Genomic DNA, 15,566 nt, shown 5'->3' with positions numbered 1-15,566 from the left:
GAATACTTTCGGTGATAGAGCTCTCTTTGCGTAACTGGATACGTCGAACGGCAGTGATGGTCGCCTGTCTGCCTTCGTCGGCGCTGCATGCATCCGATCTGGATTTCGATACCGATATCCTGGCCTCGCGGGGTATCAGTACGAACCTCGCCCATTACTTCTCAGATGCACAACGCTATCTGCCCGGCCAGCATGCCGTGCAGGTCAAAATTAACGGCGTTGAAAAGGGAAGCCTGGCCATTCGGGTCGGAGAGGAGGGCCAGCTTTGCATTGATGATGACTTCATCCGCGCGGCGGGTCTTCTGCCGTTAAATATCAGCGAAAAAGAGCAATGTCATAACCTGCTGAAAGATTACCCGTCGGCGACGGTAACCCTTTTACCGAACACCGAATCGCTGGAGATTTTCGTTCCCGCAGAGGCGATGGACAACGGATTTTATGCCGCGAAATATTACGCCCACGGCGGCGCTGCAGGCTTAATCAACTATAGCGCCTTCAGCAATTACAACGAGTACGGCGCGGGCGGGAGCAGTCGTTATACCCAGGGAAATTTAGGGGCAGGCATTAACCTTGCGAACTGGACGCTGCGCAGCAATTACATTTTGACGGATGACAATGGGACTCGCAGTACGGAGAACCTTTACACCTACGCTGAACATGTTTTCGAAGAGCAAAAAATGCGGGCGCAGGTTGGGCAGATCAACGTCAACTCGGCCTTGTTCAGCGGCGCGCAAATTACCGGCCTTCAGCTGATGCCTGAAATCGGCCTTCAGCCCAATATTCAGGCCACTGAGGTGTCGGGGATTGCCCGCACCAATCAGGCTCGCGTTGAGGTTCGCCAGTCGGGACAGATGATCTACTCCTCTCTGGTCAACGCGGGCCCTTTCACCCTGACGGACGTGCCCGTCGTGCGCGGAAATGTCGATCTTGATATCAGCGTGGTCGAAACCGACGGTTCAACTACGCGTTTCACCGTCCCCTCTTCCGCCCTCATCGTACAGGGGAGCAACCGTGCAGAAGGGTTAAACCTCGCTCTCGGGCAGGTTCGCGACAGCGGGGATGTGTCAAGCTCTCCGTGGGTATTTACGCTCTCTGACGGAACCCTGCTTAACACGCACACCTCTGCCGTAGCCGCCGGCGTTCTGGCAGAAAAATATCAGGCTACCGGTGCCAAACTCGACGTTTCCATCAACGAAAACTGGACGATCTCGCCGAGCTTTTTACTGAGCCAGTCCCGCTTTTACGATCCACTGAAGGGCAGCAAGGCTGAACTCAGCAGCAATATCTTGCTGCCCGCCCAGCTTACGCTGGGGGCAAGCGCGTCCCAGTTTAGCGGCGGCTTCCGCGAGCTCACGGAAGCCATGGATAAAGAAGCGCAAACCTATGAAAACAACTGGAACGCCAGCCTCACCTGGAACAATGAGTACATTGGCGCGATCTCGATGCAATACAGCGTGAATTCCGGTGATGAAAGCAGCGGTGATTCACGCTATCTGATGGCCTCATGGAGTAAAAGCCTCGGGCGTACCTCGCTGTCAGCTAACTGGCAGCATGCCATGAGCAATAGCGATACCCAAAACCAGAGCAGCACCAGCCGCAATGACGATCTCTTTTATGTCAGCCTGATCGTTCCTTTTGGCGAGGATCGCGTCAGTACCTACATGCGCGCTCAGGGACAAAAGCAAAACTATGGCATTCAGGACAGCGGCTCTGTTGGGCAAAACCTTAGCTACAACGTCTCTGCCGATCGCGATAATCAGGACAAGAGTAACGCCTTCAATGGCAATATCACCACCAATCTGCACTACACGCAGCTCGGTTTATCGGCCGGACTGAATGACGGTAACCAGCATAACTACAGCGCATCCTTAAACGGGGGGGTGGCGCTGCATCGTCATGGCATCACGTTTTCGCCCTATCCGGTAAAAGAGACCTTCGGCATTGCCAGGTTAAGCGAACCGGAAAGCGGTATTGAAATCACGACCCCCGATGGAACCGTCTGGACAGATCGCTGGGGCCAGGCCGTGGTCTCCGGACTGCGGGAGTGGCAAAAATCGCAAATTGTGATCAATGCCAGCTCGCTTCCTCAAGGGATGGATTTATCGAACGGTATTCAAACCGTCTCCGCCGCATACGGCTCTTTTGCACTGATCGATTTCAACGTGCTGAATACGCGTCGCGTCATGCTGGACGTCAAACGCGCCAACGGGTCCTGGCTGGAAAAAGGACTGAGCGTGGTGGATCGGGACGGTAATTATATTGTCAGCGTGATGGATAACGGCAGCGTATTTATTCCCGATGCGTCAAATTCGCCGGCGCTTTACGTGGTGGATGACAATTTAACCCGACTCTGTCAGATCGCTTACACCCTGAAAGAGGAAAAAGATAAAGACGCGTATTACGAAAAAGCAGAAGGAGTTTGCCAGTGAAAATAGTTAATTCAGCGCTCATCGGTGTGGCATTACTTTTCTCCTCATATGTCGTGGCCGAAGAGTGTCAGATTGCGCTGTCGCAGCCGAACGTCTCGTTTGGCCGATTCAAACAGGATGACATTGTCGCCTCGCGCAAAAACTGGAATCGCATGCCAGCCAAAGAGGTCGCGGTCACCGTTTTTTGCCCGCAGCCAAAGGTGATGGCGCTTTTTCTGCAATCCGCGTCTGGCAGCAACGGGGGCATTCTGTTTGGTCAGAAGAGCCGACTGGTGCTGGCTGCGAATAACGTGACGGTAGATGGCCACCCCTACAACCTGGCGAGAACGACCGACCGGGTCGCGTTCAGCGCGTCGGAAACCCCAAAGGACAAAGCTATTCTCAGGAATAACGAGGGGATCCTTGCGTATCAAAATGGCCTGCCGGTGCGCGGTAAACAAATGAGCGTGACGATAAAAATTATGCCTGTCATTAATGACGATCAGCTGCGCGGTATTTCCGATAATACCGATCTGGAAAGCGCGCTCGCCTGGGAGCTATTAACGACAGAGTAAAGCATTCACAGCCGGATATATTATTCGGGTGAATAGAGAGAAAAATAAACGTAAAACGCGTGGATTCGTCCATTTATTTTAACGACCATTATATCTATGTTAAGGAATAACCATGAAAAAGAGTCTCCTTGCCGCTGCGCTGGCGCTGGCAACGACCTGTGCTCATGCGGGAGATACGGCAGTGCTGAAAGTGAAAGCCTCACTGACCAGCAACTCCTGTACGCCGGAACTCAGCAACAACGGCGTGATTGACTTCGGTACCGTTCAGGTTGGCGATCTCTCGCAAACCCAGACCACGCAGCTGGGCGAAAAGAGTCTTACGCTGACCATCACCTGCCCAACCCCAACCAAGGTGGGCTGGAGTATTGCCGATAACCGCGCGGACTCCAATGCCAGCACCGGCACCAACTCAAACCTGAAGGTCATGAACGCCACCTCAAACGGCGGCGAACTGCGCGGCAGCATGACCACCTTTGGCCTGGGCAAAACGCACGATGGCAAGAATATTGGGGCCTATTCCATCTATACCAGCACGGGTGAAGTGACGGCGAACGGCGCAACGGTTGAACCGATTCGTACGGCGGTTACGGCAGGCGCGGGCATGAGCCGCTGGCAGAAAGCCAATGGCGGCACTATCGCCAATAAAGACCTGGGCCTGATGAGCGTCTCCTCTGCGGGCAAGACCGATCCTATGGCAGTGACCAGCGTCTCTTTCCCGCTGAACATCTCGCTGGCAGTGGAAAACCTGAAGAAACTGTCTCTGAAGGAAGATACCGAGTTTGACGGTCAGGCCACCATCAGCGTGGTGTACCTGTAAGTCACAGAAACCGGGCGGCGAATGCCGCCCGGCAGCACAGCATTACGCTTTATCGCCCAGCAGAACGGATTCCAGCGCGATTTTGATCATGTCGTTGAACGTGGTCTGACGTTCAGCCGCGGTGGTCTGCTCGTGGGTACGGATGTGGTCAGAGACGGTGCAGATGGTCAGCGCCTTCGCACCAAACTCAGCCGCCACGCCGTAGATACCCGCCGCTTCCATTTCCACGCCCAGGATGCCGTATTTTTCCATCACGTCGAACATCTCGCCGCCGTCCGGTGCATAGAACAGGTCAGCAGAGAAGATGTTGCCCACGCGCGCTTCAACGCCCAGCGCTTTTGCTGCGTCAACCGCGTCACGCACCATGCCGAAGTCAGCAATCGCCGCGAAGTCATGGTCTTTAAAACGCATGCGGTTAACTTTTGAGTCGGTGCAGGCACCCATACCGATAACGATGTCGCGCAGCTTAACGTCCATACGCACCGCGCCGCAGGAGCCCACGCGGATGATTTTCTTCACGCCGAAATCGGTGATCAGCTCTTTGGTGTAGATAGAGCAGGATGGGATACCCATACCGTGGCCCATCACGGAGATTTTGCGGCCTTTATAGGTACCGGTGAAGCCCAGCATGCCGCGCACGTTGTTCACTTCACGCACGTCTTCGAGGAAGGTTTCTGCAATGTGCTTCGCGCGCAGCGGGTCGCCCGGCATCAATACGACGTCAGCGAAATCACCCATTTCTGCGTTAATGTGAGGAGTTGCCATCTTCAGTTCCTTTTCATTTGAATTTTTTTGCCCGGTGGCGCTTCGCTTACCGGGCCTACATTCTGTGCTCCCTCTCCCTGTGGGAGAGGGCCGGGGTGAGGGCATCAGACCGCACCCAACATGATTTAGAACATGGCCTTGCCATATTCCATGTCGGACGTACCAAAGTATTTCGCGATAGTCTGCCCGATGTCCGCGAAGGTTTCACGGTGTCCCAGTGAACCTGGTTTGACTTTCGGGCCGTACACCAGCACCGGAATGTGCTCACGGGTGTGGTCAGTACCGGTCCAGGTTGGGTCACAGCCGTGGTCCGCGGTCAGGATCAGAATATCATCTTCACCCACCAGCTCCATCAGCTCCGGCAGACGGCGGTCGAACAGTTCCAGGCCGGCCGCATAGCCCGCCACGTCGCGACGGTGGCCCCAGGAGGAGTCGAAGTCCACGAAGTTGGTGAAGACAATCGTCTTGTCGCCCGCTTCTTTCATCTCTTTGATGGTGGCATCGAACAGCGCATCCAGACCGGTGGCTTTCACTTTTTTGGTGATGCCGCAGTTGGCGTAGATATCCGCGATTTTACCCACGGACACCACGTGACCGTCTTTCTCGTCAACCAGCTTCTGCAGCACGGTCGGTGCCGGTGGCTCAACGGCCAGGTCGTGACGGTTACCGGTACGCTGGAAGTTACCCGCTTTATCGCCGATAAACGGACGCGCGATAACGCGGCCAATGTTGTAGCCGCCTTCGGTCAGCTCTTCACGGGCGATTTCGCACAGCTCGTAGAGTTTATCCAGGCCAAACGTCTCTTCGTGGCAGGCAATCTGGAACACGGAGTCGGCGGAGGTGTAGAAAATCGGCTTTCCGGTTTTCATATGCTCTTCGCCGAGCTGGTCCAGAATCACGGTACCGGAAGAGTGGCAGTTACCGAGGTAGCCCGGCAGGTTGGCACGCTTGACCAGCTTATCGAGCAGCTCCTGCGGGAAGCTGTTTTCATGATCGGAGAAATAACCCCAGTCGAACAGGACCGGTACGCCGGCGATTTCCCAGTGTCCAGACGGGGTGTCTTTACCGGAAGAAAGCTCGTGCGCCCAGCCGTAGGCGCCCACCACTTCCGCGTTGCCGTCCATACCGGCTGCGATTTTACCGGTAGAACCTTCATGCGCTTTCACCAGCCCGAGGCGGGTCAGGTTAGGTAGAGTCAGAGGGCCTTTACGACCGTTGTCCGCTTCGCCTTTCGCACAGGCTTCCGCGATGTGACCCATGGTATCGGAACCCACGTCACCAAAACGTTCTGCATCTTCGGTTGCGCCGATGCCGAATGAGTCCAGCACCATAATAAATGCACGTTTCATAATTGTTCTCCGTACGTAGTGCTTCAAAAATTATCGATCGGATCAGTATACCGCTATTCGGTGATACGGCGATAGACGGTCGGTGTGGTTTCCGGCGCTTTATCGTCAAGCGTGATGGCCGCTTTCACCGCTTTTGCCGCTTCCTGCCAGCTGGCTTCGTCTTTCGCGTGGATCACTGCCAGCGGACGTTGACCGTCAACGCTGTCGCCCAGACGGGCCATATCGGTAAAGCCGACGCTGTAATCAATGGTGTCTGACGCCTGACGACGGCCGCCGCCCATCGAAACCACCGCCATACCCAGCGCACGGGTGTCCATCGCCGAGACAAACCCTTCTCTATCGGCATACACCGCTTTGCTGAGCGTCGCGGTGGGCAGGTATTTCGCGTAGTTTTCGACGAAGTCGGTCGGGCCTTTTTGCGCCGCGACCATACGGCCAAAGATCTCCGCCGCTTTACCGTTGTCCAGCACCGCCTGCAGCTTCGCGCGCGCGTCGGCGTCGTCTTTTGCCAGCTTGCCGGAAATCAGCATCTCCACGCACAGCGCCATGGTGACGTCGAACAGGCGCGGGTTGCGGTATTCGCCCGTCAGGAACTGCACGGCCTCGCGCACTTCGACCGCGTTACCGGCGCTGGAGGCCAGCACCTGGTTCATGTCGGTGAGCAGCGCGGTGGTGCGCACGCCCGCGCCGTTGGAGACGCCAACGATCGCTTCGGCCAGTGCCTCAGAGAGTTCATAGGTTGGCATAAACGCGCCGCTGCCCACCTTCACGTCCATCACCAGCGCGTCCAGCCCTTCTGCCAGCTTCTTCGCCAGGATAGAAGCGGTGATCAGCGGGATAGAGTCAACGGTGGCGGTGATGTCGCGGGTCGCGTAGAAACGCTTGTCTGCCGGAGCAAGAGAGCTGGTCTGGCCGATAATCGCCACACCAACGTCTTTAATAATGTCGCGGAAGCGGTTGTCATCCGGGAAGATATCGAAGCCCGGAATGGCTTCCAGCTTGTCGAGCGTGCCGCCGGTGTGGCCCAGGCCGCGCCCGGAAATCATCGGGATGTAACCGCCGCAGGCGGCCACCATTGGGCCAAGCATCAGGGAGGTCACGTCGCCCACGCCGCCGGTGGAGTGCTTATCGACAATCGGGCCGTTAAGGTTGAGGCTTTTCCAGTCCAGAACGGTTCCTGAATCTCGCATCGCCATGGTCAGCGACACGCGCTCGGGCATCGACATATCGTGGAAGAAAATGGTCATCGCCAGAGCCGCAATCTGCCCTTCAGAGACGGTGTTATCACGAATGCCGTTGATGAAGAAGCGGATCTCTTCGTCGCTTAATGCATGACCATCACGTTTTTTACGAATAATTTCTTGTGCGAGAAACACGGTAACCTCCATGCGGAATCGGGGGAGTTGTGGCGGGTAGCGCGATGCTTACCCGCCCTACGATCCTGTAGGCCGGATAAGCGAAGCGTCATCCGGCGTTGTCTGGCAATCAGTAGCTGCTTGCGCTCTTACCGTCGCCGTGGCCCAGCGCTTTCAGCAGGCTGGCCAGCAGGCTGGACGCACCGAAGCGGTAGTGACGGGAATCAGCCCAGTCGGCGCCGAACAGCTCGTCGGCAATCGCCAGGAACTGCTGCGCGTCTTCGGCAGTACGTACACCGCCCGCAGGTTTGAAACCAACGGTTTTGGACACGCCCATGTCGCGGATCACTTCCATCATGATGCGCGCGCTTTCCGGGGTCGCGTTCACCGGCACTTTACCGGTTGAGGTTTTAATGAAATCCGCACCGGCTTTGATGGAGATTTCAGAGGCTTTACGAATCAGCGCTTCTTCTTTCAGCTCGCCGGTTTCGATAATCACTTTCAGCAGCACGTTTGCCGCCGCGCACGCGTCTTTACAGGCCTTCACCAGGTCGAAGCCAACCTGCTCGTTGCCGGCGATCAGCGCGCGGTACGGGAATACCACGTCAACTTCGTCCGCGCCGTACGCAATGGCCGCGCGGGTTTCTGCCAGCGCAATCTCGATATCGTCGTTGCCGTGCGGGAAGTTAGTTACGGTTGCAATGCGCACGTCCGGCGTGCCCTGCTCGTTCAGCGTTTTACGGGCAATCGGGATAAAGCGCGGGTAGATACAGACGGCTGCGGTGTTACCCACTGGCGTTTTCGCCTGATGGCACAGGGCGATGACTTTCTCATTGGTGTCGTCATCGTTCAGGGTGGTCAGGTCCATCAGCTTCAACGCGCGCAGGCTGCTTGCAGTTAAATCGGTCATAACATTCTCCAACGGCAGTGCCGTATAAATTTTACCTTGCGGGTCTGTGAGTATTTTAACATCCACCCGCATCCACACCTCGACATTCATCACAGTTAATGAAAACTGCGTACAAATTTGCATTACTGTAATGAGATCTTCTTCAAATTTTAGCGCGCTTATTGCCGACTAAAGCCGCGATACCCCCTGCGGGATCAAAAGCCCCACCAGGCTGGCTTTCTACAATTCGTTCATCATCCGCAGAACACTCAAGGAAGCGAACATGCCCCATGCCCTGCAGCAACGTTGCCAGCACATTGTGACAAGCCCGGTGTTAACCCCGGAACAAAAGCGTCATTTTCTGGCGCTGGAAGCGGAAAACAACCTTCCTTATCCGGCACTTCCTGAGGCCGCCCGCGCCGCGCTGGACGAGGGGTTCATCTGCGACATGTTCGAAGGCCATGCGCCTTACAAACCGCGCTACGTCCTGCCGGATTACGCAAAATTCCTCGCTAACGGCTCAGAATGGCTGGAGCTGGAAGGGGCAAACGATCTCGACGACGCCCTCTCGCTGTTAACCATCCTGTACCATCATGTTCCGTCCGTCACATCGATGCCGGTCTATCTGGGGCACCTTGATGCGATATTAACCCCATATGTTAGAATTCTAACACAAGAAGAAATCGATAGCCGAATAAAACGTTTCTGGCGCTACCTTGACCGTACGCTGCCGGATGCGTTTATGCACGCCAACATCGGGCCCGCTGATGGCCCCATCACCCGCGCCATTCTGCGCGCCGATGCCGAGCTGAAGCAGGTCGCGCCGAATCTGACCTTTATTTACGATCCTGAAATTACCCCGGACGATTTGCTGCTTGAGGTGGCGAAAAACATATGTGAATGCAGCAAACCGCATATTTCTAACGGTCCGGTGAATGATAAAATTTTCACAAAAGGCCGTTTTGGGGTGGTGAGCTGTTACAACTCCCTGCCGCTGGCCGGCGGTGGCAGCACTCTGGTGCGCCTGAACCTCAAAGCCGTTGCTGAACACAGCACCTCCATTGACGACTTCTTCACCCGCACGCTTCCGCACTACTGCCAGCAGCAAATCGCCATCATTGATGCCCGCTGCGATTTCCTCTATCAACAATCAGGCTTCTTTGAGAATAGCTTCCTGGTAAAAGAAGGGCTGATTGATGCCGATCGGTTTGTGCCGATGTTTGGCATGTACGGCCTGGCGGAAGCGGTAAACGCGCTCCGCGAGAAAGCAGGCATCGCGGGACGTTACGGCAAAGATGAGCAGGCCAACGCGCTGGGTTATCGCATCAGCGAACAGCTTGCGGCGTTCGTGGAAAACACGCCGGTGAAGCACGGCTGGAAGCATCGCGCGATGCTCCACGCGCAGTCTGGCATCAGCTCTGATTCAGGCACCACGCCGGGAGCGCGTCTGCCCTACGGCGACGAGCCGGATCCCATCAGCCATCTGCTGGCCGTTGCGCCACACCACAGACACTATCACTCCGGTATCAGCGATATTTTAACGCTGGATGAGACGGTAAAACGCAATCCGCAGGCGGTGGTGCAGCTTTGCCTGGGCGCGTTCCGGGCGGGCATGCGTGAATTTACCGCCAACGTGGCGGGTAACGATCTGGTCCGCGTCACGGGTTACATGGTGCGCCTGTCGGATCTGGAAAAATACCGCGAAGCCGGATCGCGCACCAATACCACGTGGCTGGGTGAAGAAGCCGCACGTAATACCCGGATTCTGGAACGTCAGCCGCGCGTGATTAGCCATGAACAGCAGATGCGCTTTAGTTAGTCAGGTTATTCCGTTCTCCTGCGTCGACGGGCCGGGCAGCCGCCTGGCCCTGTTCCTGCAGGGCTGCAACCTGCGCTGTAAAACCTGCCACAATCCGTGGACGATTGGCCGCTGCAACGACTGCGGAGACTGCGTGCCCCGCTGCCCGCACGACGCGCTGACCCTCCAGGCCGGACGCGTCTGGTGGCAGGAGAGCGACTGCCGGCAGTGCGACACCTGCCTGCAGCTGTGCCCGCAGCAGGCAACGCCCATGGCGCACCGCCTGAGCGTGGAAGAGATCCTCGCGCAGGTCCGCAAATCCGCACCGTTTATCGAAGGGATCACGGTGAGCGGCGGCGAGGCCACGACGCAGCTGCCGTTTTTGATCGCTCTTTTTCGCGCGATCAAAGCCGATCCCGAGCTGCAGCATTTATCCTGCCTCGTAGACAGCAACGGGCTGCTAGGCGAAACCGGGTGGAAGAAGCTGCTGCCGGTACTGGATGGCGCGATGCTTGATCTGAAGGCGTGGGGGAACACGCATCATCGTTTTCTGACCGGGCGCGACAACCCGCAGATCAAGCAGAGCATCCGCTGGCTGGCCGATCGTCGCCGTTTAACGGAGCTCCGCCTGCTGGTGATTCCGGAGCAGTGTGACTATCTGGAACATCTCAAGCCGCTCACGACGTTTATCCACGGGCTGGGAAATGTGCCGGTGCGCATCAACGCGTTTCATGCGCAGGGGGTTTACGGCGAGGCGGCGTCATGGCGCAGCGCCACGCCGGAAGACGTTGAACCGCTGGCGCGGGCGCTGGAAAAACAGAAGATAACGGTGATCCGTCCGGCGCTTTACCTATAGCGTGATGCCAAATACCGCACGGGTATTTTCGAGTAACGCATCGGCAATCGCCTCTTCAGGCTCCGTTCGCAGCTCACACAGGGTGGTAAACACGCGCGCCGCCTGCTCCGGACGATTCGGCTGCCCCTGAAAACCGTTCAGCGGCATATCCGGGGCGTCGGTTTCCAGCAGGAGCGCCGACAGCGGCAGCTGCGCCATTACGTCCCGGGTTTTACTGGCGCGCGGATAGGTAATGGTGCCACCGACCCCGATCTTATAGCCCAGCTCGATAAAACGCTGCGCCTGCTGCAGGCTGCCGGAAAAACCGTGCACCACGCCTCTACGCGGCAGATCGATGCGTTTCAGGTGCATCGCCAGCTTATCGTGCGTGCGTCTTGAATGGAGGATCACAGGCAGATCGTGGCGCTTCGCCAGCCTGAGCTGCGCGTCGAGGATCGTCTGCTGGCGCTCGAACTGGGGATCCTCACGATAGAGATCGAGGCCGATCTCGCCGATGGCGACAAGCTTCTCGCCTGCGGTCTGCAGGACCTCATCCAGCCTCTCAATATGCTCATCACGATGCCGCTCAATCACAATCGGATGCAGGCCGAGCGCGGCATAGATCGCGGGGTGCCGTGCTGAAAGCGCCAGCACGCGGGAAAAGTAAGCCGCTTCCACTGACGGCACGATGATGGCCTGAACGCCCGCGCTGGCCGCTTTCGCGATGCTTTGCGCTTCGTCCCCGGTAAACGGCGGGAAATCAAAGTGGCAGTGGGTATCAACAAAGCGGTGCGTCACGCCAGATCCTCGTTATCCAGTAAAGCATCATTCGCCTGCGGAATATCCACCAGCGGCACCGTCAGGGCGTCGTTGGCGACAACGGCAGGCGGCGTAATAATGCGCTTATGCCGATGAAGCGGCGGTTGCTCCGCCAGCATTTTCCCCACCGTCGCCAGGAAGTAGCGACCGCAAAGCCGCCCCGTTTTGTAATCCATGCGCAGCGCAGGGACGCGGCTGCCCAGCGCCATGCTCAGCAGCGGCTTAGGCGGATAGATTTCAAAAATACGCAGCTTGCCCGGGGGTTTTTCAATAAAGCGCTGCATCGCGCCGTAGGTGGTTTCATGCTGCTTCGCGATGTTCACCAGCGGCTGCAGGCTGCTGTCGCCCAGCCAGCGCTCCATCCGTTTGAACCACTGCGGGGTGTAATACATCTGCGACGGTACGGTACGGATCACCACAATGGTTTTCGCCCCGCGCCGGGCGGCTTCCTGCACCGGCACCGCGTCACTGATCCCGCCGTCCAGATAGCTGATACCGTCCAGCAGAGCGCCGGTACGATAAAAGCCTGGGATCGCGCTGGAGGCGCGAATGATGTCCAGCCAGTTCTCCTTCTGCGGAGAAAAATAGCCCGGCGAATAGTCATCGCCCCGGCTGGCGCACATCCAGAATTCTTTACCGCTATCAAACAGACGGGCGGCGGTGTCCATGGCCAGCGGCATCTGGCTGGAGGTCGACTCCAGCAGCCAGTCGAGATCGATCAGGTTGCCGCCGCGCACAAAGCGCACCGGGTTAAAAAATTCTTTCGCCGTGGTGTAGCGCATGATGACCTTGCGCGCGTAGCCGGGCTGGTTGCAAACGTAGGCGGAGAGGTTCTGCGCCCCGGCGGACGTGCCGAAGTAAAGGTCAAACGGGTTAAACTGCGCGCGCATAAATTCGTCCAGCACGCCAGCGGTGAAAATGCCGCGCTGTCCGCCACCCTCGCAAACCAGCGCGAGTTGACCTGCGCGAAACGGTTTTAACGTCAGCGGCGCAATATTGCCGAGCGTAACGGGAATTCGTTGCCCCACCTCTGCTTTCCTGTTTTGATTATTTTATAACACCACAGTAACGCACCCGGCCTGCAACGCAAATAAGAAAAAAGCCAGTCGCTATGACTGGCTTTTTTTTGTTGAAGGAATATTGCGTTTGCTATGGACGTCGACGCCCCGTAAACAGGCTGACCAGGAACAGAATAATACCCACAACGAAGACAATTTTAGCTGCCCATGCTGCAGTACCTGCCAGTCCACCAAAGCCCAATGCGGCGGCAATTAACGCGATAACCAGAAATATAATGCCCCAACGAAACATAAGCTTCTCCTTTACCATAGTTAATGTCGGCCGCTAAACGTGAGCGCTCAGGCCACTCACCGGCGTTTTTCCAGAATCGTTCTTATATCGCCCGCCGGTATTAACCAGACGGGCGAAGGGTCCAGACTTACTTCGTTTTCAGATCGTTTTTAACGCTTTTCACACCATCAATCGCTTTCGCGATGGACTCGGCACGTTCACTTTGCGCCTGGGAATCTACCGTACCGGAAAGCTGAACCACGCCATCGGTGGTTTCCACCTTCACCTTACGGGACGGCACGATGTCATCTGCTAAGAGTTTAGCTTTGATTTCGCTGGTCGTAGCGGCATCACCGGCATAACCTTTCACCGACGCGTTTTTGCCGTCACGCACGTGCAGTTTGTCGCTAACGGAGGCGACGCCTTCGACGCCTTTCGCCACTTTCACCGCCTGTTCAGCCTGAGCCTGACTTTCAACAAACCCGCTCAGGGTGACCACTTTCTTGTCGGTCTTAACGGAAATATCGGTGCTCTTGATGGCTTCATCATCCACCAGTGCGGCTTTCACTTTTGCTGTGATTGAGCTGTCATCCATAAAATTGCCGACTTTATTCATAGAGCTATCGATTTTTTGCCCTGCGCTATCGGCCGTGGACTGTGCTTTATCCATGGTGCTGCTTTCCGCAAGGGCGGAGCCGCTCACCAGAACGCTACCCAGAGTGACTGCCAGCAGAGTTTTCGAAATCTTCAGTCTTGTCATATTCATCGATCTATTCCTGTGTTGACCCGTTATTCGGGCTACATACTTCCTTAGTAGTTATATATATTGCGAATAAACACGCGGGCGAAATGGATAACCTAAAGCCATGCATTGAACAGTTAATTTATCCACGCCCGGTGTTAAACACTGAGTTAAATATAGATCACTCTGACAGAGCCGCTTTCAGAATTGGGTAAAAAACGCGCGAATAGCGTGAAATTGCGTTGAATTAAGAACATTCCGCAAGGGATTAATAAGACAGGAATTAAAGAAGAGCACGGCGACAGCCGTGCTCTGAGAGGGGATTAGTGCTCGCGCGTTTTGCGGAACTGAACGTCAGGATAGCGTTCCTGGGTCAGGTTCAGGTTCACCATGGTTGGGGCGATATAGGTCAGGTTATCGCCACCGTCCAGCGCCAGCTGAATTTCGTTCTTGCGCTTAAATTCTTCGAATTTCTTCACGTCAGAACACTCAACCCAGCGCGCGGTCGCGACGTTCACAGACTCGTAAATCGCTTCCACGTTGTATTCGCTCTTCAGACGCGCGACGACCACGTCAAACTGCAGCACGCCGACCGCGCCCACGATCAGATCGTTGTTCGCGATTGGACGGAACACCTGCACGGCGCCCTCTTCGGAAAGCTGAACCAGGCCTTTCAGCAGCTGTTTCTGCTTCAGCGGATCGCGCAGACGAATGCGGCGGAACAGCTCCGGCGCGAAGTTCGGAATACCGGTGAACTTCATCATTTCGCCCTGGGTGAAGGTATCGCCGATCTGGATCGTGCCGTGGTTGTGCAGACCGATGATGTCGCCCGGATAGGCTTCTTCAACGTGCGAACGGTCGCCCGCCATAAAGGTCAGCGCGTCGGAGATCACCACGTCTTTGCCGATACGCACCTGGCGCAGCTTCATGCCCTTTTCATATTTACCGGACACCACGCGCATAAAGGCCACGCGGTCACGGTGTTTCGGGTCCATGTTGGCCTGAATTTTGAACACGAAGCCGGTGAACTTCTCTTCCTGCGCTTCCACTTCACGGGTGTCGGTTTTACGCGGCATCGGACGCGGCGCCCACTCCACCAGACCGTCCAGCATATGGTCAACGCCGAAGTTACCCAGCGCGGTACCGAAGAAGACCGGGGTGATTTCACCGCTCAGGAACAGCTCTTTGTCGAACTCGTGAGACGCGCCCTTCACCAGCTCCAGCTCGTCGCGCAGCTGCGCGGCCAGCTCTTCGCCGACGGCGACGTCCAGATCCGGGTTGTCCAGACCTTTAACAATGCGCACTTCCTGAATGGTGTGGCCTTTACCGGTCTGATACAGGTAGGTTTCGTCTTTATAGAGGTGGTAAACGCCTTTGAACAGCTTACCGCAGCCAATCGGCCAGGTGATGGGCGCACAGGCGATCTTCAGCTCGTTTTCCACTTCATCCATCAGCTCCATCGGATCGCGGATGTCACGGTCGAGTTTGTTCATAAAGGTGAGGATCGGCGTATCGCGCAGACGGGTCACTTCCATCAGCTTACGGGTACGATCTTCTACCCCTTTCGCGGCGTCGATCACCATCAGGCAGCAGTCCACCGCCGTCAGGGTACGATAGGTATCTTCGGAGAAGTCTTCGTGGCCCGGGGTGTCCAGCAGGTTCACCAGGCAGTCATGATACGGGAACTGCATCACGGAGGTGGTAATCGAAATACCACGCTGCTTTTCCATTTCCATCCAGTCAGATTTTGCATGCTGGCTGGAGCCACGGCCTTTTACGGTACCCGCAGTCTGGATCGCCTGTCCGAACAGCAGCACCTTCTCGGTGATGGTCGTTTTACCGGCATCCGGGTGCGAGATAATGGCAAAAGTGCGGCGCTTGGCCACCTCTTGCAGATAAGGAGACAACGTCATAATTAAATCTT

General features: G+C 56.4%; 14 protein-coding genes. 5 read left to right on the top strand and 9 right to left on the bottom strand.

Annotated features, from left to right (window positions below):
- The first annotated feature begins 11 nt into the window (after positions 1-11).
- From L6R44_RS09750 to L6R44_RS09740, 3 genes are all read left to right on the top strand, one after another.
- A complete protein-coding gene (locus tag L6R44_RS09750; protein WP_032643990.1) occupies positions 12-2,429 on the top strand; it encodes a fimbrial biogenesis usher protein in 2,418 nt (805 codons plus the stop codon).
- Positions 2,426-2,983, top strand: a complete 558-nt coding sequence (locus tag L6R44_RS09745; RefSeq protein WP_237424013.1) for a hypothetical protein — start codon at positions 2,426-2,428, stop codon at positions 2,981-2,983. The genes L6R44_RS09750 and L6R44_RS09745 overlap by 4 nt, the downstream gene beginning before the upstream one ends.
- A gap of 112 nt (positions 2,984-3,095) precedes the next feature.
- Positions 3,096-3,800, top strand: coding sequence for a DUF1120 domain-containing protein (locus L6R44_RS09740; RefSeq protein ID WP_237424012.1), 705 nt, complete (start codon positions 3,096-3,098; stop codon positions 3,798-3,800).
- 42 nt (positions 3,801-3,842) lie between these two features.
- Here the strand turns inward: L6R44_RS09740 and deoD are convergent, their stop codons facing one another.
- The 4 genes from deoD to deoC form a co-directional block, all read right to left on the bottom strand.
- Positions 3,843-4,565, bottom strand: a complete 723-nt coding sequence (deoD, locus tag L6R44_RS09735) for a purine-nucleoside phosphorylase (RefSeq protein WP_032643987.1) — start codon at positions 4,563-4,565, stop codon at positions 3,843-3,845.
- Positions 4,566-4,690: 125 nt separating this feature from the next.
- Positions 4,691-5,914: a phosphopentomutase gene (deoB, locus tag L6R44_RS09730; protein WP_024908262.1), complete on the bottom strand. Its 1,224-nt coding sequence runs from the start codon at positions 5,912-5,914 to the stop codon at positions 4,691-4,693.
- A gap of 53 nt (positions 5,915-5,967) precedes the next feature.
- Positions 5,968-7,290, bottom strand: coding sequence for a thymidine phosphorylase (deoA, locus tag L6R44_RS09725; protein ID WP_032644169.1), 1,323 nt, complete (start codon positions 7,288-7,290; stop codon positions 5,968-5,970).
- Between the two features lie 109 nt (positions 7,291-7,399).
- Complete coding sequence (gene deoC / locus L6R44_RS09720; protein ID WP_023293328.1) at positions 7,400-8,179, bottom strand: deoxyribose-phosphate aldolase; 780 nt, start codon at positions 8,177-8,179, stop codon at positions 7,400-7,402.
- A 262-nt stretch (positions 8,180-8,441) separates the two neighbouring features.
- Between deoC and L6R44_RS09715 the strand changes: the two genes are divergently transcribed.
- Positions 8,442-9,977, top strand: a complete 1,536-nt coding sequence (locus tag L6R44_RS09715; protein ID WP_237424011.1) for a YjjI family glycine radical enzyme — start codon at positions 8,442-8,444, stop codon at positions 9,975-9,977.
- Positions 9,952-10,812, top strand: coding sequence for a YjjW family glycine radical enzyme activase (locus tag L6R44_RS09710; RefSeq protein ID WP_237424010.1), 861 nt, complete (start codon positions 9,952-9,954; stop codon positions 10,810-10,812). The genes L6R44_RS09715 and L6R44_RS09710 overlap by 26 nt, the downstream gene beginning before the upstream one ends.
- Here L6R44_RS09710 and L6R44_RS09705 read toward each other — a convergent pair.
- The 5 genes from L6R44_RS09705 to prfC all read right to left on the bottom strand — a co-directional run bounded on the left by L6R44_RS09705 (position 10,807) and on the right by prfC (position 15,555).
- Positions 10,807-11,589 carry a TatD family hydrolase gene (locus L6R44_RS09705; RefSeq protein ID WP_237424009.1) on the bottom strand — a complete coding sequence of 261 codons (783 nt, stop codon included), beginning with the start codon at positions 11,587-11,589 and terminating at the stop codon, positions 10,807-10,809. The two genes, L6R44_RS09710 and L6R44_RS09705, sit on opposite strands and share 6 nt — an antisense overlap.
- The gene (locus tag L6R44_RS09700) at positions 11,586-12,638 is read right to left on the bottom strand and encodes a patatin-like phospholipase family protein (protein ID WP_058654236.1); all 1,053 of its coding nucleotides are present in this window, start codon (positions 12,636-12,638) and stop codon (positions 11,586-11,588) included. The genes L6R44_RS09705 and L6R44_RS09700 overlap by 4 nt, the downstream gene beginning before the upstream one ends.
- A gap of 121 nt (positions 12,639-12,759) precedes the next feature.
- A complete protein-coding gene (locus L6R44_RS09695) occupies positions 12,760-12,921 on the bottom strand; it encodes a DUF1328 domain-containing protein (RefSeq protein ID WP_003856556.1) in 162 nt (53 codons plus the stop codon).
- A gap of 127 nt (positions 12,922-13,048) precedes the next feature.
- Positions 13,049-13,666: a molecular chaperone OsmY gene (gene osmY / locus L6R44_RS09690; protein WP_008502075.1), complete on the bottom strand. Its 618-nt coding sequence runs from the start codon at positions 13,664-13,666 to the stop codon at positions 13,049-13,051.
- A gap of 299 nt (positions 13,667-13,965) precedes the next feature.
- Positions 13,966-15,555: a peptide chain release factor 3 gene (gene prfC, locus L6R44_RS09685; protein ID WP_032643981.1), complete on the bottom strand. Its 1,590-nt coding sequence runs from the start codon at positions 15,553-15,555 to the stop codon at positions 13,966-13,968.
- Positions 15,556-15,566: the final 11 nt, after the last annotated feature.

Origin of the sequence: Enterobacter cloacae complex sp. ECC445, assembly GCF_021892025.1 — a bacterium.
In the GTDB taxonomy this organism is placed as follows: Bacteria; Pseudomonadota; Gammaproteobacteria; order Enterobacterales; family Enterobacteriaceae; genus Enterobacter; species Enterobacter chengduensis.
Note: the sequence above shows the minus strand (reverse complement) of the source record. Positions and strands in the feature narration are given on the sequence as shown.